The 18,961-nt window shown below is 31.7% G+C and carries 18 protein-coding genes, 4 tRNA genes and 2 other RNA genes; 8 read left to right on the top strand and 16 right to left on the bottom strand.

Going from position 1 to position 18,961, the window contains the following annotated elements:
• Nucleotides 1-188 precede the first annotated feature (188 nt).
• The 3 genes from G6CMJM_RS02130 to ssrA all read right to left on the bottom strand — a co-directional run bounded on the left by G6CMJM_RS02130 (nt 189) and on the right by ssrA (nt 5,077).
• Entirely contained in the window at nt 189-3,110 is a 2,922-nt protein-coding gene (locus G6CMJM_RS02130; RefSeq protein ID WP_129718830.1) for a type IV secretory system conjugative DNA transfer family protein, read from the bottom strand.
• Nucleotides 3,111-3,521, bottom strand: coding sequence for a hypothetical protein (locus G6CMJM_RS02125; protein ID WP_129718829.1), 411 nt, complete (start codon nt 3,519-3,521; stop codon nt 3,111-3,113).
• A gap of 1,172 nt (nt 3,522-4,693) precedes the next feature.
• Nucleotides 4,694-5,077, bottom strand: a transfer-messenger RNA (tmRNA) gene (gene ssrA, locus G6CMJM_RS02120).
• Nucleotides 5,078-5,136: 59 nt separating this feature from the next.
• Here ssrA and G6CMJM_RS02115 point away from each other — a divergent pair.
• The 4 genes from G6CMJM_RS02115 to rplT all read left to right on the top strand — a co-directional run bounded on the left by G6CMJM_RS02115 (nt 5,137) and on the right by rplT (nt 7,780).
• Nucleotides 5,137-6,639 (top strand): YifB family Mg chelatase-like AAA ATPase, encoded by a 1,503-nt coding sequence (locus G6CMJM_RS02115; RefSeq protein WP_129718828.1) that lies wholly within the window; start codon nt 5,137-5,139, stop codon nt 6,637-6,639.
• Between the two features lie 93 nt (nt 6,640-6,732).
• Complete coding sequence (gene infC, locus G6CMJM_RS02110) at nt 6,733-7,239, top strand: translation initiation factor IF-3 (RefSeq protein ID WP_129718827.1); 507 nt, start codon at nt 6,733-6,735, stop codon at nt 7,237-7,239.
• On the top strand, nt 7,240-7,437 hold the full coding sequence (gene rpmI, locus G6CMJM_RS02105) for a 50S ribosomal protein L35 (RefSeq protein ID WP_129718826.1): 198 nt from the start codon (nt 7,240-7,242) through the stop codon (nt 7,435-7,437).
• A gap of 1 nt (nt 7,438) precedes the next feature.
• Entirely contained in the window at nt 7,439-7,780 is a 342-nt protein-coding gene (gene rplT, locus G6CMJM_RS02100; RefSeq protein ID WP_129718825.1) for a 50S ribosomal protein L20, read from the top strand.
• 26 nt (nt 7,781-7,806) lie between these two features.
• Here the strand turns inward: rplT and rnpB are convergent.
• Both rnpB and G6CMJM_RS02090 read right to left on the bottom strand, forming a co-directional pair.
• An RNA gene (gene rnpB, locus G6CMJM_RS02095) (RNase P RNA component class A) lies at nt 7,807-8,141 on the bottom strand.
• 186 nt (nt 8,142-8,327) lie between these two features.
• The gene (locus G6CMJM_RS02090) at nt 8,328-8,897 is read right to left on the bottom strand and encodes a site-2 protease family protein (RefSeq protein WP_129718824.1); all 570 of its coding nucleotides are present in this window, start codon (nt 8,895-8,897) and stop codon (nt 8,328-8,330) included.
• A gap of 132 nt (nt 8,898-9,029) precedes the next feature.
• On the opposite strand from G6CMJM_RS02090, the gene rpmB reads away from it, so the two are divergent.
• Nucleotides 9,030-9,218, top strand: coding sequence for a 50S ribosomal protein L28 (gene rpmB / locus G6CMJM_RS02085; protein ID WP_129718823.1), 189 nt, complete (start codon nt 9,030-9,032; stop codon nt 9,216-9,218).
• 26 nt (nt 9,219-9,244) lie between these two features.
• On the opposite strand, the gene G6CMJM_RS02080 is transcribed toward rpmB, so the two are convergent.
• From G6CMJM_RS02080 to thrS, 4 genes are read right to left on the bottom strand one after another with little or no spacing between them, the layout of a single operon-like run.
• Complete coding sequence (locus tag G6CMJM_RS02080) at nt 9,245-9,880, bottom strand: MBL fold metallo-hydrolase (RefSeq protein ID WP_129718822.1); 636 nt, start codon at nt 9,878-9,880, stop codon at nt 9,245-9,247.
• A gap of 14 nt (nt 9,881-9,894) precedes the next feature.
• Nucleotides 9,895-10,506 (bottom strand): winged helix-turn-helix domain-containing protein, encoded by a 612-nt coding sequence (locus G6CMJM_RS02075; protein WP_129718821.1) that lies wholly within the window; start codon nt 10,504-10,506, stop codon nt 9,895-9,897.
• 42 nt (nt 10,507-10,548) lie between these two features.
• Nucleotides 10,549-11,403 (bottom strand): tRNA (adenosine(37)-N6)-dimethylallyltransferase MiaA, encoded by an 855-nt coding sequence (gene miaA / locus G6CMJM_RS02070; RefSeq protein ID WP_129718820.1) that lies wholly within the window; start codon nt 11,401-11,403, stop codon nt 10,549-10,551.
• Complete coding sequence (thrS, locus tag G6CMJM_RS02065) at nt 11,404-13,239, bottom strand: threonine--tRNA ligase (RefSeq protein WP_206660767.1); 1,836 nt, start codon at nt 13,237-13,239, stop codon at nt 11,404-11,406.
• 94 nt (nt 13,240-13,333) lie between these two features.
• On the opposite strand from thrS, the gene G6CMJM_RS02060 reads away from it, so the two are divergent.
• A tRNA-Val gene (locus G6CMJM_RS02060) sits at nt 13,334-13,410 on the top strand.
• A 21-nt stretch (nt 13,411-13,431) separates the two neighbouring features.
• On the opposite strand, the gene G6CMJM_RS02055 is transcribed toward G6CMJM_RS02060, so the two are convergent.
• The 3 genes from G6CMJM_RS02055 to G6CMJM_RS02045 form a co-directional block, all read right to left on the bottom strand.
• The gene (locus tag G6CMJM_RS02055) at nt 13,432-15,087 is read right to left on the bottom strand and encodes a glycosyltransferase family 2 protein (RefSeq protein ID WP_129718819.1); all 1,656 of its coding nucleotides are present in this window, start codon (nt 15,085-15,087) and stop codon (nt 13,432-13,434) included.
• Nucleotides 15,087-15,464 carry a hypothetical protein gene (locus G6CMJM_RS02050; RefSeq protein ID WP_129718818.1) on the bottom strand — a complete coding sequence of 126 codons (378 nt, stop codon included), beginning with the start codon at nt 15,462-15,464 and terminating at the stop codon, nt 15,087-15,089. Before G6CMJM_RS02050 ends, G6CMJM_RS02055 begins: the two co-directional genes overlap by 1 nt.
• A gap of 9 nt (nt 15,465-15,473) precedes the next feature.
• Nucleotides 15,474-15,549: transfer RNA gene (locus tag G6CMJM_RS02045), tRNA-Thr, on the bottom strand.
• A 94-nt stretch (nt 15,550-15,643) separates the two neighbouring features.
• Here G6CMJM_RS02045 and G6CMJM_RS02040 point away from each other — a divergent pair.
• Nucleotides 15,644-15,721: transfer RNA gene (locus tag G6CMJM_RS02040), tRNA-Asp, on the top strand.
• An 85-nt stretch (nt 15,722-15,806) separates the two neighbouring features.
• Here the strand turns inward: G6CMJM_RS02040 and G6CMJM_RS02035 are convergent.
• The 4 genes from G6CMJM_RS02035 to G6CMJM_RS02020 all read right to left on the bottom strand — a co-directional run bounded on the left by G6CMJM_RS02035 (nt 15,807) and on the right by G6CMJM_RS02020 (nt 17,962).
• Entirely contained in the window at nt 15,807-16,844 is a 1,038-nt protein-coding gene (locus G6CMJM_RS02035) for a SurA N-terminal domain-containing protein (RefSeq protein ID WP_129718817.1), read from the bottom strand.
• Nucleotides 16,841-17,347 carry a PH domain-containing protein gene (locus tag G6CMJM_RS02030; RefSeq protein WP_129718816.1) on the bottom strand — a complete coding sequence of 169 codons (507 nt, stop codon included), beginning with the start codon at nt 17,345-17,347 and terminating at the stop codon, nt 16,841-16,843. Before G6CMJM_RS02030 ends, G6CMJM_RS02035 begins: the two co-directional genes overlap by 4 nt.
• 7 nt (nt 17,348-17,354) lie before the next feature.
• Nucleotides 17,355-17,431: transfer RNA gene (locus tag G6CMJM_RS02025), tRNA-Arg, on the bottom strand.
• Nucleotides 17,432-17,461: 30 nt separating this feature from the next.
• Nucleotides 17,462-17,962, bottom strand: coding sequence for a nucleoside-diphosphate kinase (locus G6CMJM_RS02020; RefSeq protein ID WP_129718815.1), 501 nt, complete (start codon nt 17,960-17,962; stop codon nt 17,462-17,464).
• Between the two features lie 77 nt (nt 17,963-18,039).
• Between G6CMJM_RS02020 and xerA the strand changes: the two genes are divergently transcribed.
• Entirely contained in the window at nt 18,040-18,954 is a 915-nt protein-coding gene (gene xerA / locus G6CMJM_RS02015; protein ID WP_129718814.1) for a site-specific tyrosine recombinase/integron integrase, read from the top strand.
• Nucleotides 18,955-18,961 lie beyond the last annotated feature (7 nt).

Here is an 18,961-nt window from a genome sequence, read left to right as displayed (position 1 = left end):
AAGATTATTAACCCTAAAATATTTTCCATAGCTATTTTAGGTAGTTTATTAGTATATTATTTTGGTTTTTTTATATTCCTAATACAAGGTTTTCTGTTGCCTATAGAATACTTACTATATATTATATTAATAGCAGTGATACTCACAAGAACAGCATATATTTTTAAAAAATAATACGGTAGATACATCTACCGTATTTTAAATACTATTTCTTCATTTTTATCTTTACTATCAGCATTATTAATTTTTATTTTTGACCCTGCAATAGCTATATTATTTGTGCTAGTAGCATTATTGACTAGTTTTCTTATATCTTTTTCTAGATTTTCTTCTAACACTTTCTCTGAGCTATTTGAGCTATTAATATTGTTAATAACTAATGCATTATTTTTTATACTTTCAGATTGTTTTATTAGTCCATTATCAATCCTATTAGAACGCATTTTTTCTCTTTTATCTACCCAATTGTCCAAGAAGCTCTTTTTATCGGAGGTATCACTTAGGTCGTTATTTGCAGAATTATTATAATTATTATTTCTTTGAACCATATTACTATCTATATTTTCTGATTTTTTTGCTGGAATATTAGCCTGATTTAATATAGGATTAGCATAATTAACTTGTTTAGGCTCTTGATATGAAAATTGAGGATTTGATGGGGCTGGTACTTTATTTTTATTAACAGATAACCTATCACGAATCTCTGCTTCTACTATAGCTTTTGGCCTACCATATTTTGATGCAGAATATTTTTTCAGAGCATTACGTAACTCAGGGTTAGATTTACCAAGAGGTGGTAGTAGTCTCATAGTAAATGGTGCAGATGGTATACCGTTAATCAAAACTGTTGTTATGGCATGATAGTTAGGCAATTTAGTAAGGTCTTCAGCAGTAAACGTAGGCACAAAAGCGCGTTGAAGACTCTCAGCGTCATCTATACCTATACGTCCAACTATCTTAGTAGGGACGTTACCGATAATAGCACCTTTTATTCTATCTGTTAGCTGAGTCATAAACTGGTTAGCTAATACTAAATTAAGCCTATACTTACGTGCTTCAGATAGTATGGACTCAAAGCTATCTGTGGCAAAGTTCTGGAACTCGTCAACATATAAACAAAAATCTTTTCGCTGATCTTCTGGGGTATCAGCACGACTCATAGCTGCGGCCTGAAACTTCATTACAAAAACCATTCCTAATAGTTTAGCTGCTTGCTCACCCATCATACCTTTAGATAAATTAACTAAAAGGATCTTTTGATTATCCATCACCTCTCTAATATTAAAAGCAGAATTCTTTTGGCCAATAATATTGTTTATAAGTCCACTTTCAAAAGGTGCCCATTTGGATACTACCCAAGAAGTTATTTCACCTGCGTCGCTCGATTTTTGAGAAGCTGGCCATTCCTTAGTCCAAAAATCTATAGCTCTTTGATTCCTAAGATACTTTATTTTAGAAATTGCAAAATCTGGATCAACCAATACCTTAGGTATGTCCATGAAAGTACCGCCATTAGGATCACTCATTAATAATATAGCGGCATTACGAACTATACTTTCCATTTTAGGACCTACAATGCCTTGATTATTTGGATCATATAATGATTTAAGCATGGAATTAGTTTCAGAAATAACAAAATCCATCTCTTCGTTCGTCTTAGCTTCAAAAATATTAAATCCTAGTGGGTTATCCATATCACTTGGATTAAAATATATAACATCATCAAGACGCTCTTTAGGGATCATCCCAATTAATTCTTCTACAGAATCACCGTGAGGGTCTATAAAGGCAAAACCTCTACCGTCCATTATATCTTGATAGGCAAGGTTTTCTAATAGTTTAGACTTACCCATACCAGTTTGACCTATAATGTAGGTATGCCTCCTTCTGTCATTAGTGCTTAACCTTATTTGCTTTTCTACGCCCCTAAACTCGTTAACTCCCACAAGCAAGCCCTCTTCCATTGGTTCTGTAGGGCCATCGACTTGTTTAATTCTCTGCCTTTGAACTTTTTCTGTAGGTATTGAACTACGACTAGGTAAATGAAACATTGTAGATAATTCTACACTATTTAATATATTTTCCGTTAGCGTTTGAGGGAAGAATCTAAATATGTAAGATGTTACCAATTCATCAATGTCGTTTGCAGTAATAAATTTAAACCCATTATATCGTGGTGAATCAAAAAGCGAAAAAGCCGATACAATACTTTGAAGAATAGCTTGACTCTTTGACGCTGTAGTAGAAGATACAACAGTTCTTATAAGCACTTCATATCCTGGATGCTTTATCTTATTTTCTATAGCTTCAATTTCTTCTTGCTCTAATGAAGTAATTTTTACATCACTAGAACCAGTAGCATTATTACCATATGTTGGTGGTTTCCAGAGGCTTTCTAGTATATCTAATGCTGGAGCTACAGCGTTGTTTTTTTTGCCTTTACCGTTTCTAATTTTTTCTATATATTTATTAGACAATGATGTCCATTTATCATCTGCAGGACGTAGCATTATTTGAATTGATGCACCATCCCCCCTTGAAACGCTACTCAACGCATCAAGTAAAGATCTCATCGCATCACGACGACTGTCTTGATAAGTATTAATGGGATAATAAAAATTTTTCTTTAATACAAACTCACCACCTATAACACCTTGCGTTTTTCCTTGCTTACTAAAAATTGTTTCTAACTCAACTTCTTCTAATCTAGCAGTAGGATATGCAGCAGCTATTGCTTGCTTGACAGTTTCGGTTATAACAGCAGGTACTACAGCATAATAATGTATCAAGCCATTGCTAGCAACTATTTCAAAAGATATATGTCTTTGTCCATACAGCCGTGTTTTAAAACCTTTAGTAGCAGTGCTGGATATAATATTATACATAGTTTGCGCTTCACTTAAAGCTTCGTCTACTACGTCCCTGCTATCTCTTCCACCAATTTCAATATCATCTGTAGGTGGTGGAAGATGTATTTTCATAGGAACCATCTTTAATCCACGTTCATAGTTCTTAGCTTCTCGAACTATGCGTTTATATTGTTCGAAAATTAAAAAACTAGCTACACAAACTATAACAAAACTTGCAAAAATTATTATCCAAAAAGCCATTTATCTACCACCGTTTATAATTCTATTATACCTTTTCTTTAAATAATCTATTTGCATTTCCTTAAACCTAACTTCACGGGCGTAGGGGTCACCTTTAGTTTCTTCTATCATTTTCTTTAAATCCTTGACCCAAGCATCTTCCATGAGGTCAATATCTTTAGCTACAGAAGGAGAGCTTGCTGTTTGCACTGGGTTAGGAGTTATAATATTTTCTTGAGATAATGGCATTGGAGGGTTGCTAGCCTCTAGAATCTTATTTGCTATATCTACAACTTCCCTTTTAGCTTCATTTTTATCTATCTTGTTTATATTAGTTTCTAACGCAAAAGAGCCCACTTCATGTGGACTTTCTACACTTTTTATGTTTGCTTCAAATGTTTGAGGAATGTTTATGTTCCTATTAGGTTCCATACTAACATTATAGCATAAACATTATCGTTTTGAAACGTAAACTAAAGCAATAATTTCTATTATGAGCAATAGAAAAATATCCAATAGGTTAATACCCCCAGAAGATTGACGAGCTATCAATACTAATGGAGTAAACGATATGACTAACGAATATTTCAAAAAATATGATATATTATGATTATTCGTTTTCCTCTCCTTACTTTGGAATATATTAGACTTTAGCATATAAATTAATCTATATACTCCATATAAAAATAAGTTAACCATTCCTACAGACATAATATATACCAGAACAAAAAAACCCAATATTCCTAATGGACCAATATCCGTAGGTGTAAATAAATTCACTATTGCAATAATACCGCAAAGAGCAATTAGTGATAATACTAAATATATTTTCGAAATCATTATTCTACCTATTTAAAACTAAGCCCAAAGGGCAAACTAGTGAATATAACCAAACGAAACTAAAAACTTTACTATTATTCGTGGCTCACGATCTGCCCTTTTAGGCTACTTGACCGCTCCTCTTTTAGAGGGGCATATTTCATGAGGATTTCCTTAAAATATTTTCTTTAGAAAATATCAAGTACTTATTACATATTTTCCTCGCGCTCTACGCATAAGTGCGGAGCTTTCAGGCAATTCAATTATTCAAAAGCTAGAAAATCAATGACATTTTCAGTAATCTCTTGCAATATCAAATCGCCACTCAAGATCCGCTCAAACGATCAAAAATAACGATAATTATAATGTTCTCTGTAATGTACTTTTTAATTTTGTTTTTTGTTTTTGTTTCTTTTCAAAAACTAATTAAATGATATCATACATAAGCATTTTTGTCAATATTATACGTATTAAAGTATCTTGTATGTGGTATTTTCCTCTACTGTATCTATTGTTTATTGTGTGTAAAAAAATTATACAAAAAACTTAAAAAATCTATTGACTTTATGCTTATTAAGCTATATTATAAGTGTAGCTTATGAATAAATATTTTATACATAAGCCAAAAATAAAAATTATTTACATTGTAGGGCTCCGCAGCCTACTAGCCAAAAAAATTAAAAATCAAAAACTCCACATTACTATACTAAAAATGAGCGTTCCTCGCAGTCGCTCATTTTTTATTTAGAAAAAATAAAAAAAGCTTATTATAAAATAAGTCAAAATGGTGGAGCTGCCGAGAACTGCCCTCGGGTCCAAAAGGTAATAAATTAATCTTCTACAAGTTTATTCTCTTTTAAAATAAGATCTAAATCTATAAAAGAAACAAAAATAATCTAGAAATTGTAACTATATTTTAACTACTACAACCGTTACTTCTTGTAGTAGCGATCAGTAAAAAATATGACGCCGTATAAAGTAGTTACTGCCCTACCCGTACACAACGATCGCTATATTATTAAGCAGCGAATGCGAAAGCAGGAACTGCAAAGAATTCCTTGGCTTTAGCTACAAAATTAGATTTTGCAATTATATTTAATACTTTTACGTAGTAAACGACTTGCTAATTAATTTATTAAATTCCTATTGTCAAAAGCTAAATCAGCCCCATTACATATAAATTATAGCATATATTGAAAAAACAAAATATATATGCTTAAATTTAGCTATGGTATGTAAAGTCTTATCTGCCGCACCACTAGGTTATGAAGCGGAAATAATAGAAGTGGAAGTAGACCATTCTAAAGGAATACCAGGACTCCAAATCGTAGGAATGGGAAATAAAGCCATAGATGAAGCAAAAGAAAGAGTTAGAAGTGCAATAAAGAACTCACTCCTGGATTTTCCTGCAAAGAAAATAATTATAAATCTGGCTCCAGCAGAAATACCAAAAGATGGAACTTTATTTGATTTACCTATAGCAATAGCTATCTTATCTATTAATGGATCAGTAAAACCTCAAGACATAAAAGGAAAAGCTTTTGTTGGAGAATTATCACTAGATGGTAAATTACGAAAAGTTAGAGGTATATTAAATATAATAGAAAAACTTAAATCTATAGGAATAAAAGAAGTTATAGTTCCAGAAGATAATGCTAAACAAGCCCAGTTATTGAGCGGTATTAATATAGTTGGAGCTAAAACATTAAAGGATGTTTTTCTTCACTTAAAAGGAGAGCTTAAGCTACCAAACACTACGGATTATCAAATTAAAAATACTATTACTAAAAAAATTATTCTTGATGACATAATAGATCAAGAACAAGCTAAACGTGCCCTTACTATCGCTATCGCAGGTAGGCATAATATATTAATGACTGGACCTCCTGGTACTGGTAAAACAATGTTAGCTAAAGTTGCTCTAGGATTATTGCCGGAATTAAATCCTACAGAAAAAATGGAAGTATTAAAGATACATAGTCTAGTTGAAGATGTCTCAGTTAATATAAATAGACCTTTCAGGTCTCCACATCACACTGCTAGTAATATTTCCATAATTGGTGGTGGATCAAATGCTATGCCTGGTGAAGTTAGCTTAGCTCATAATGGAATACTTTTTCTAGATGAACTCCCAGAATTTCAAAAAAATACTATAGATTCTCTCAGACAGCCGTTAGAAGATAAAAAGATATCTATTAGTAGGTCAAACCGAAAAGCAACTTACCCTGCCAATTTCATGCTAATAGCAACTATGAATCCTTGCCCTTGTGGTTTTTTTGGCGACAAACATAAGGAATGTACTTGTAGTGCAAGCCAAATATCTAACTATCAGCGAAAAATATCTGGTCCAATATTAGATCGTATAGATATAATAATAGAGGTAAATAGGATTGATAATAATAAACTATTGTCAAAAAAACAATATTCAAATAAAGAGCAGTTATCTGCATACAACTCTATACAATCGGCTAAGTTATTACAACAAAATAGATATAAAAGTAGTGTTTTTTACAATAGTTATGCTAGCTTAAACGATGTTAAAAATAATTTTAAAATATCCCCTACTGCAAAAGAGCTCCTCGAATTTGCAACAGAAAAATTAGATATATCGATTCGTTCTTATTTAAAAATAATACGAGTGGCACGCACTATTGCAGATATAGATAATTCTGAAGAAATTAAAGATCAACATATTAGTGAAGCTTTGCAGTATAGATATAAATCAGTATAAGCCTCTCTTATATATTGCAATATTAAAGTTTTTTTGGTATAATCTCACTTGAGTAAATTGTTTTTTATTTAAGGCAGTCGAAAGGAAGGGACTATTAATAAAAAAAATCGAATTAATGAAGAAATTCGTGCCCAAGAATTAAGAGTTATTGGGGAAAACGGTGAGCAATTAGGAATAATGAGTTTTGATGAAGCTATAAAAATAGCACAAAAATCTGGCGTTGACCTAGTTGAAATATCACCAAATGCAAACCCTGCTGTTGCTAAAATTATCGATTGGGGGAAATACCAATATCAAAAAATGAAAGAACAGCAGAAAAATAAACGTAAAGCTAAGTCTACAGAACTTAAACAAATGCGATTTGGGCTAAAAATCGGAAATGGTGACCTAGAGATTAAAATTAAAAAAATTAAGAAATTTTTATCCGAAGGAAATAAAGTAAAAATACAAATAGTATTTAAAGGTAGAGAAATGGCCCATAAAGAAATTGGGTTTGATATGGCTAATAAAATAATTACCCTTCTTGACGAAGAAGCCATAATAGAACAAAAGCCTCAGATGGCCGGTCGCAATCTGAGCTTGGTAATAAGGAGTAAATAAATGCCAAAGTTAAAAACACACAAAGGCACAGCTAAGAGAGTGAAGCTTACTAAAACAGGTAAAGTTCTTCGTCAGCGAGCTTTTAAGAACCACATGCTTTCAAAAAAGAGCAAGAGTCGAAAACGACGAATTAATACAAGTGCTACAATAGAAGGTTCTGTAGCTAAAAATATTAAAAGAGCACTAGGAGTAAAATAGTATGCGCGTAAAAAGAGGTGTAACAGCACGAGCAAAGCATAAAAAAATCCTAAAAGCAGCAAAAGGCATGCAACATGCACGCACTCGCTCATATAGGCTTGCTAAGCAAGGTGTAATTAGAGCATTGCAATATGCATATCGAGATAGAAGGAATAGAAAAAGAGATCTACGCGGTTTATGGATTACACGTATAAATATTGCAGCTAGAAATAATGGTACTACATATGGAAAATTAATTGCAGGGCTAAAATCTAAAGGAATAGAACTAGACCGAAAGGTATTAGCAGAGCTAGCAGTTAGTGAACCAAAAGCATTTGCTAAAATAGTAGAATCTATAAAATAAAAAATAACCCCTATAAGGGGTTATTTTTTATAAGCTCATCTGTAAGCCGGGTTCTGTCGAGAATAGTCATCTATCTAGCTCTTAAATTGCTTTAAGAATCAAGCGGTTAACGAACTATGGCGGACAACCATTTTTTTAGTTCTCCTTGCAGTCAACAGGGTTTACCTCTTACCTTATATCACTATAAGTAACTGTGAGCTCTTACCTCACTCATTTCACCCTTACCTTTAGTTAAAGGCGGTATTGTTTCTGTGGCACTTTCCCTAAGGTTACCCTCGGTTGCCGTTAGCAACTGTTGCGTCCTATACTGCCCGGACTTTCCTCTGAATGTAAAATATCCAGCGACTATTCAATGAGCTATACATACAATTTTATCATAAAATAAAAAACCTTAGAATAGTTTGTGATATTTTCCCCGCAAAATCGCAAGGGTGGATACCTCCGCAACCTATTGCCACGGCAATAGACCATCATTTGGAGTTCCTATATCAATGATTATTCAGGAAAAATCATTATCTACTCTAAGGATAACTATATTATAGCATTATTATGATAAAAAAGCCATAAATACATTAATAATTAAAGACTGTAAAAATGATACAAAAACAGAAATTTCTGAAGAAAACAATATTATTACGATAAGTGCGATCCAAGAACCGCGCATTTCAATTTTATCAAAAAGACCCTTTATAAAATCTGGTGCTAATGGGTATAATATTTTTGATCCATCTAAAGGAGGGATCGGTATTAAATTGAATATCATTAAACCTAAGTTAATTTTTGCAAAAAATAGTAGGTAAATACTAGCTATAGGATTATTAAATATAACTATAAGTGATATAGCTAATATAGCTAATATAAAGTTTGATAATGGACCGGCAAGAGAAACTATAGCCATACCTATATTTCCCCATTTTAGATTGTTTTTATTAATAGGCACAGGTTTAGCTCCTCCTATTATAGGAGAGTTAGTGAGTATACAAACGATAGGTAAAAATATACTTAAAGATAAATCTAAGTGTTTTGTAGGGTTTAAACTTATCCTCCCCATATTTTTTGCTGTACAATCCCCCAACCATAACGCCATAATTCCATGAGCAATTTCATGAATTATCATGGAAAATAGGACAAACAAAAAACCTATGATTATAATATCTAAGTTCATAAGTATATTATACACTACTTGACCTTTTAGTTTAAATGATATATAATATAACGGATTGTAAATAATAAGTAAAGAGAGTTTAAAATGGCAGTATGTGATTTAACCGGTAAAGGAAAACAACACGGACATAATGTTAGCTTCTCATTGCGTCGCACTAAAAGAACTTTTAAACCAAACATCCAAAAGAAAACTTTGATAGTTGATGGTAAAAAAGTTCGCCTAAATCTAAGTACGAGTGCAATAAGAACCTTACGAAAAAAAGGTCTACTATAAAAAATAAACCCTTAAGGGTTTATTTTTTATTTTGTTTTTTCTATAATTACTACGGTAGTTTTTTCTGGAAGAGTATTAATCCCTTTAACTTTATACTTAGATGTAATTTCAGTATCTAACCCCATCTCTTTCGTAAATATATCTAAGTCATCTTGCATAACTTCATACTTAGTAGATCCATCATTATAATGAATTGGGATAATAATTTTAGCATCAGATCTTCGTGCTATATTTGAGGCTGATGTAGCATCTAGTGTATATCCATTACCACCAACTGGTAAAATTAAAATATCTAAAACTCCTAAATTCTCTAGTTGTTCGTCAGAAAAATTAGCAGATATATTTCCGATTAAGCCAATTCTTACACCTTGAACTTCTATGCTATAAATAACGGATTTTTTACTACCATCACTGTCGATATGCCTAGTCTCAGGAAAACCGTTTATAGAAAAATCTTGCACCTCGTAACTTCCTGGATAACTAATTTTAAGTATAGAAAAATCCTCATCTACAGGCAAAAATCGTTCCTCTGTTGCCAAAAAAACCGCATCACTTGATGGACTATATTTGTACTCTATATTAGATAAAGGATCTACTACAAGTTTAGTCTTTTTTGTACTTATTACAACAGTATTAGCTCCTTTATATTCAATCTCAAACATATAAATAATTTTCCTTACTCTTTACCTAAAATATTGCTCTTATCTAAAATTACTTTGTATTTATTTTTTAATACGCTATTTAGAAAAATATCTTTCGTACTAAACCTATAATAAAACTCGCTAGTATTCATAATTGAATAGTTAAGCTGTTTATTCATAGATTCTTCTAGGCTATTAGCCCAATTTGATAGTTTATTATCCTTATTGTCTCCAACGATAATCATATCTACTTTAGAAGTAGAATCTTCTACTAATCTACCAGATATTATGAAAACATTAATATAATCTAATACTAAAGATAACTTATCATCCCAGTAATTGCTATTTTTATCATCTGTATTCTGTCGTTTTAATAGCATAGGTTCGTCAGAAAAAATTGCCCTTAGTGGTAGGTAATATTCAAAATCGTGATTTAAAGTATAGAATAATTTCCTTTCATTATTAGTACTTACAACTATACCTACCTCTTGTAAATTAGAGAGCTCTCTTCTTACGGAATTTACCTGCTCATCAATTAACCTAGTTATTTCTCTAACATAATAATTAGTGTTAGGATTATTAAAGAATAGGTTTAATAATTTAACCCTCGTTTTAGAACCGAATAGCGAGTCTATATTGCGTTCCATAATAATATTTTAGCACATAACTATTATATTTTATAGCTATAATTAACTTAATTCTTTTTCTATAAAAGCCTCGGCTTCTTCTAGCTGTAGCCAATGTATTTTCTTATTTCTCTTCATAAATGTTATCTGTCTTTTTGCTAGTTGCCAATCTCTAATACTCATAAGTTCTATAAGTTTTTCTAGATTAATTTCATTATCTAAATATTTCCTAATTAATGGATAGGCATTAGCAGTCATGGATTCATTGTCCCACCCAAATTTATTCGAAAGACAAATGGTTTCTTCTATAATTCCTAATTTTAGGAATTCCCGGTTTCTTTTAACTATCCTATCTTTTAATACTGATCTATCTGTTGTTATTCCTACTGCTATACTAGTAAAATCATTGTCTTTTCTACCATTATTTTTATAACCTTGTTTTTCTATTGCTCTAATTATATATCGTTTATTTTTTTTATTTTCTGGCATATTTATATTGTTTTTATTACAATATTCTACAAGGTATTCTAAACTCTTATTCTCTAGACTGTCTCTAAGCTCATAATTAGGTTCACTGGAAAATTGATAATTATACAACAAAGAGTCTATATATAGTCCAGTTCCACCAATAACTATAGGCAGTTTCGACCTAGAAAGAATATCTTCTATCTTTTTGTAAGCATATTGTTGATAATCATAAGCAGTAAAGCGTTCACCAACATTAACTATATCAAAGCCCCAATGGATCACCCCATCTCTCTCTTCTAGGCTAGGTTTAGCAGACGCTATATCAATACCTCTATAAATAGCTCTGGAGTCTGCAGAGATTATCTCACCATTAAACTTTTTAGCTATTTTTATAGCTAAACTAGTTTTTCCACTAGCAGTAGGGCCTGTTATAAACAAAACTTTATTCATTTATATACTTTTAATATATGCCTCTAAATCTGATAAGCTAATACTTTCTTCTATAAAATCACCATTTTTACGTATGCGAATACTTACTTCTTTATTATCCATATCCCTCTCACCAATAATAATTTGGACAGGTATCTTCATTTTAACGGCATCACGAATTTTTTTACCTAAAGAACCTTTTTTATTATCAATAGAGTATCTTATTTGATTAAATTTAATAGGGCTATTAATTACAATATTGTCTAAGATAGCGCTCACTTCGGATATATATGAATCAACTTTATCATTTATAGGTAAAATTCTAATCTGCTCAGGTGTAGCCCAAAAATCAAACCATCCAGCACGATGCTCAATATATACACTCATAAAGCGTTCTATAGAACCAAGAAGTGCACAATGTATCATAACTGGTGTTTTATCTTGGGCCTCACTATCCTTATAAGTTAATTCAAATCTTTGAGGCTGAACAAAGTCTAATTGAACTGTAGCAACCTGGTGTTCTCTGCCAATTGCATCAGTAGCCATAAAGTCAATTTTAGGACCATAAAAAGCTGCTTCGCCCTCTTGCTCAAAATAGTCTAAATTATTACTTATTACAGCCTTTTTAAGCTGCTCTTGGGCAGATTGCCATAGACTTTTATCGCCTAAATAACCATCTGAATCGTCTCTATAGCTAAGCCTAACATGTAGGTTCATTCCAATACTACTATATAACTTATTAGCACAGCTAAGTAGATTTTGTATTTCTACCTCTATTTGATCTTTACGGCAAAAAATATGAGAATCATCTTGAGTTAATGAGCGAACCCTATTAAGACCTCCTAATTCACCTGTTTTTTCATCTCTATAATCTGTAGTTGTTTCGAGGTATCTAATTGGAAGATCCTTATAGCTTCTAGGATTAGAGGCATAAATTTGTGTATGATGAGGACAGTTCATTGGTTTTAAAGCGAAGCTATCGCTAGTCTCTTGGCTGGTAACCAAGAAAAGTTCTTCACCAAATTTAGCCCAGTGTCCAGATTTTTCATATAAGTCTTTCTTTGTAATATGTGGAGTCCACACTTTCTGAAAGCCGTATTCTTGCCTTAATTGATTAGAATAGCTAGCTAATAGATCTCTAAGAACAGTTCCTCTTGGAGTAAATAGCGGAAGACCTGCACCTACTAACGGCGAGAACGTATATAAGTCAAGCTCCTTGCCTAGTTTACGATGATCTCTCTTTTTAGCTTCTTCTAGCTTATTTAAGTATTGCTCTAGCTCTTCCTCGCTATCAAAAGCTACCCCGTATAGCCTTTGCATTTGGGGATTGTTTTCGTTTCCTCTCCAATACGCACCAGCAACTTTCATAATTTTAAAAGCACCTATCTTGCTAGTATCATCAACATGCGGACCACGACATAGGTCTTGATAATTGCCATTAGTATAGAAGCTAACTGTTTTAACATCATTTTCTATTTCTTTATCGTCAAAGATTTCAGAGCTTATAACATTCGCATTAGTTGTTCCGTATTTTTTTAGATCATTTAACAATTCTAATTTATAATCCTGTTTTTTTTCTTTAGCCCATTCTATAGCTTCTTCAATAGTTTTTTCAGTTCTAATGAACTGCTGATTTTCTTTAATGATTTTTCGCATCATTTTTTCAATCTTAACAAAATCTTTTTCTGATATCTTTTTCTCGCCAAGATCTATATCATAATAAAAACCGTCTTCTATAGAAGGGCCAACTCCAAATTTAGCATCTGGATATAGCCTTTGAACAGCCGCAGCCATAATATGAGCTAGACTATGACGCATAGTAGATAATTTTAAATTGTTCTTAGCTTCCTGCATCATTTTACTCCCTTAAATAGTATGTTTATTCTTTTAATTTTAGCATTTATAGACTTTTAATTCAACTTTTGATAGAATGTGATTAATATAAAAATATGGACAATTAGCTCAGTTGGCTAGAGCGTCACATTGACGTTGTGAAAGTCAGAGGTTCGAGTCCTCTATTGCCCACCAAAATAAAAAAATGAAATTAATCTATTTTAATTTCATTTTTTTATTTTTTCTTTCTTCTTTAGCTTTTGCTATATCTTCTACAGTACCTTTTTGCGTGACATCAAACTTATCTAAATATTTGCCAAGAGCCAGCCTAGTTTGAGAATAAAAAGCAGATGCAGAGCCGTAACATATTGCAGTTATAGGCATAAGTCCCCATTGAAGAACCATAAATAAAGTTCTGTGTTTTTTATACCTAGCAGGTTTTGGGGGTAACATTTTTAGGCTAATTAATATAGCCACAAAAAGACCTACCGTTGCTATTTGTTGAATAATACTAATTATATTTGGTAATTGGTGAGATATTAAACTCCTTGATGCTGACGCATTTATTAATAATGGAATCCACCCCCCAAAAGCAGTAATTGGTGCTTGATATACCATAGAAACATGCCCTTCCAAAAGCCTTATAAATTTAAATAAACTATCCCAAAAAGGTACTTTACGATTTTTTGTAAAAATATTTTTAGCAACGTAAGGCACATCACTAGCTCCGTACATCCACCTACGCAATTGTATAAATTGCGCTTTTAACGTTTTAATTAATGTTTCACTTAATACTGCATCTTGATAAATAGGAATCATAATTGGCACAACAGAGTATTTTCCGTTAAAATGGAAGTAGCTACGCCAAAATTGATGACCATCTTCAACTATAGTTCTAGTACTCCAGAAATTCATTTCGGCTAAAGCGTCTAAGCTTTGAGAGTGTGAAGCAAAATTCCTAATTAAATGTGGCCTCATAGAAACGACTATATTCCAAAAAGAGTTACCTGTAGCTACCACCCTCATAGGAGCTGGAACATCCCAAATATTATTTAAGAATAATGATATTGGCTGATATGAAAAGTGTTTTCTATCATTTCTAACTATATATTCATATGTCACAACGTCAAAATAGTTTTTATCTGGTTTATTGTCACTATCTAGAGTAGTAACAATAACATCACTATATTTTATATTATTATTTTTACAATACTCTGCTAAAAACTTACCTGCATAAGTAATATTTCCGCCTTTACCCACTACTTCATTAGGTATACTTTTAGGGTGTTTAACTATTTCAAAATTATAAAATTTATTCTTAAACTCCTTTTGCAACCTAATTGCTGTTTTTTCTATATCTTCCCCGCCTCTTTCTTCGTAAGCTAAAACTATAAAAGTTTTTTCTTTAGAAAATGTAGTCTTCAATATAGATTCTATAGTGGGCTTAATCACTTCATATGGCTCATTATAAGCTGCAATAATTATTGCATTAAAAATGCTACCTGCATTAATAGTAATTTTACCGTCTAAAGCTAATTTTATATTTTTTTCATGCTCATGATAATGAAAATCTTTTTTGTTGCCGGCTTTATATTCTTGTGGGTTAGATAATTCATAAAGCCTTCTGCTCCAATCTACTTTCATTGCTGATTTCATTTTCATATAGCCACCAAAAGTTCTATATGCTATACCGATAGATTTTATAAGCAGAGTTACAACAATAGTTAATAAATATACTGAAGCCCAAAAAGGCGATATTATTGATAATACAACCATTAATAATAAAGCTGAATAGCTAAGGAATGCTGGCAATATCTCAAAAAAACGATAGAACTTCGTTCTTTTACCTTGCGGAATCTCTATATCATTCATTATTGATTAGGTATCTCCCTAATAGATGCAGTAATAATAAATATACCAATAATTGCAACTACAGCACTTAAAACGGCAAAAAATAAAGTATACCTTTTGCCAAATATTTTATATATCTTTGCAATAATAAAATTATGCAAACTCATTAAAACAATACCAACGGTAGATACTATTAATCTATAATACCAAACATCTTTATAATAGTGCTCTGTTCCAAAAAATGTATATCTTGAATATATTAAACGATCGACAAACTGTGTATTTAGTGCCAAAATAAGCCAAAATAGGATACCTAGAAAAGATACTAAAAACATATATCCAAATACTGTTTTATCTTTAAATAATGGTTTAAATAAGTCTATAATTTTCTTTTTCATAATCTTACATGGAGCCGATAAGCGGGATTGAACCGCTGGCCTACGCGTTACGAATGCGTTGCTCTACCAGCTGAGCTATATCGGCATGATAAAATTATAGCACAAAAAAAGACAATTTTAAAACGCAAAACACTTGCATTAGTTTATTCTATTTAGTATAATTATAGCAGTCTATCAATGGGCTCGTGGTATAGATGGCCTAGTACGCCTCCCTGTCACGGAGGAGATCGCCGGTTCGAATCCGGTCGGGCCCGCCAAATAGACTATAAATTGACCTTTATGGGTCTTTTTTATTTGCCAATATATAATAAAGTAGAGCCTCTTACGACTGGCTCTATTTTATTATATATTAATATATTCTTGAATTTTACCTTCTTTTTTTAGATTATCGAGTCTATTTTTAAATTCTTTAAAAGGAATTTTAATATAATCATAGCTAACATTAGTTTCATTTTTCTTTATAGTCTTTACAAAATAATATCCATCTCCACTACTAGATATAAATGGCTCTGATACACTGCCGATATTCAATTCACTAGCACGTTTTGCCTTACCACCATCAATATTTGTCTTTTTTACGACTCCAGAATTTCCTACTTCAATTTTTTCCCCAAATTTTTCAACTAATTTAGAAAAGTCATTATTATTTTCTTTAAGGAATTGACTAATTTGGTTTTTAATATTTTCAGCATCTTTATCTATAAAAGCCGAGACCTTCTGTCTAAGAAGAGGTAATTCAATAAAGATACGTCTATATTCCGATGGAGATATATTATAGTTATTCTTAACTATAGCATAGAAAGTATTTTCAGAAATATCACCATTCTGTGTTTTTTTGAGCTGATTAAAATAATCATTAACTTCAGTTTCCGAAACTGTTATATTATTTTCTTTAGCTATCTTTGCAACTAAAGCATTCATTATAGCATTATCTAAAGATTGTCTTTTATAACGCTTAGATAATGTATCTATATCATTCGCACCCTCTACTATATCCTTATGTTTATTTATGTAAGTCATATTTAAGCGATATTCCAAAAGATAATCACTAAAAGAAGCTTTACTACCATCGATACTGGCAACAGAAAAAGGAAATACTGATGTAATTCTATACATTAAATCACTATCATTCTGTACTTTATATAATTGGAAAACAGTTAAAGCAAAACCACCAGTAAACAATACCATCGCTATTAATGTAGTATTGATTATTAATTTATTTTTACTATATTGTACAGGATATTTAAATTTTCTACCTTTATTTAATATCTCCTGTCTCTGCTCCTCTAAAGTAGAGTTTGTTATTTTATTAGATAAACTTACTTCCTGTAGATCTTTTTTAGTAACCTTATCTTTTATATTATTAATTATTTTTTTCATTCATCTCCTTTGTTACTAAATGACATCATAGCATCTTGCAATCTATTATATACATAACTAGGCTTATCAACATTTTTTATCTCCAAATCTCCGACTATTGTAAAAATATTTATTGTTCCAAAATGAAATAATTCACCAAACATACCAGGTATTTCATAATTAATACTTTGTATTTTAGATAATGGTAAATCCATTTCTCTATGACTAAATATTCCAGATTGTGATATTTGTCTTATGCGTTGATTAGACACAATAAAAATAGAAAAATACCATAATATAAAATGATACAAGAAAGCTACTAACCCAAAAATAAACCCTCCAAGGGCTACATAAAGCATTTCAAATTTCATAAAAATAAAAGTAGGAAGGCAAGATAAAGCAAAAATACCCAGAAAAAGATAGAATCCTTTACGCATTGAAATTATATGCCTACGAAATACAAAAAGAAATTCTTCATCCTCTCGTTGACCACTAAAAATTCTTTTATCAGTTTTATTCTTCATAAAAAAATGGTACCCCAGGCAGGAATCGAACCTACAACCTTCTCCTTAGGACGGAGCCGCTCTATCCAATTGAGCTACTGAGGCATACTAAAATTATAACAAATTTTAGTAATTTTAGCGAGTAAATTTTTCTCTAGGTTGAGAATAGTCATAAATTTCACCATCTCTAAACCAGTGGACAATTTCTTCTTCTGCCTCCTGTCTATTGCCGGAAGCATGTATTAAATTAGGGATTCCTTTTCCTTTGGCGTCAGCATAGCCAAAGCTCATATGAGAGTAATCACCTCTTATTGTTCCAGGCATAGCAGTTTTTGGCTCTGTGCCACCTACTATTTTACGTACCAATTCTACAGCCTCTACTCCCTCAAAAATCATAGCTATTACAGGGCCCTGTATCATAAAATCTAAGGTCATATCAAAAGCTTTTTCACCTCTTCTGGTGACCATTTTGCCAATTCCCTCATAATGCTTATGATAATGCTCTTTATCAGGAAAAATCATTTTAGTTCCAACTATTTTAAGACCCACTCGTTCAAACCTTGTTAATATCTCACCTACAATACCCCTCTGTACTGAGTCTGGTTTAAATAAAACTAGAGTTCTCTCAATATTCATAATTCCTCCTTTTCCTATATTATCTTAATTATATTCTTACTTAATTTTTTTATCAATATACATGCTATAATATTTATATGTATTTATCAGAAGCCTTGGATAATTTTATAGAGTCTATAGAGGTTGAGGGCGGAAGATCTAAAAAAACGGCTGAAAATTATACTTTATATGTTGAACGATTCATTGAATTTGCTGGAGACATTAAAGTTTCAGAAATAAGTTATGAGCTAGTTCGAAAATACCGTTTATGGCTAAATCGCTATGAAAACTATAATGGAGTTAATTTAGGTAAATCCACACAAGCTTACCACCTTATAGCCCTAAGACGGCTTTTAACCTATCTGTCAAAAAGAGATATAAAAAGCCTTGAGCCTACAAAAATAGAATTACCCAAAATGACTAAGCCACAAGTTAATTTTTTACATTATGAAGAAGTTGAAAGACTTTTAGAGGTAATACCTCAAGATACTGAATTAGGCTTAAGAGATAGGGCTATTTTAGAACTACTTTTTTCTAGTGGATTGCGCGTTTCGGAATTAATAAATTTAAATAGAGACCATATAAATACAAAAAGAAGAGAGTTTAGTGTTAGAGGTAAAGGAAATAAAGATAGACCAATTTTTATAAGTAAAACAGCCTCGCAGCATATAGATAATTATTTAAAGTCCAGAAAAGATAACCTATCACCTCTTTTCATAAACTACAGTAAGAGGTGTACTGCGCCATCGTTAGATGGTAATTATAGAAGATTAACGGCGAGATCTGTGCAAAGGATGATAGAAAAATATGCTAGACTGGCTGGCATTACAAAAAAAGTATCACCACATACTATGAGACATAGCTTCGCTACAGACCTATTACTTAACGGAGCAGACCTAAGATCTGTGCAAAGCATGCTAGGGCATGTTAGTATCTCAACCACACAGATTTATACACACATAACCGACCAACACTTAAAAGATGTTCACGATCAGTTTCATACCGAAATATAAATACCCC

It is taken from the genome of Candidatus Nanogingivalis gingivitcus (genome assembly GCF_004151455.1).
GTDB lineage: Bacteria > Patescibacteriota > Saccharimonadia > Saccharimonadales > Saccharimonadaceae > Nanogingivalis > Nanogingivalis gingivitcus.
This window is presented reverse-complemented; position numbering and strand designations above follow the sequence as displayed.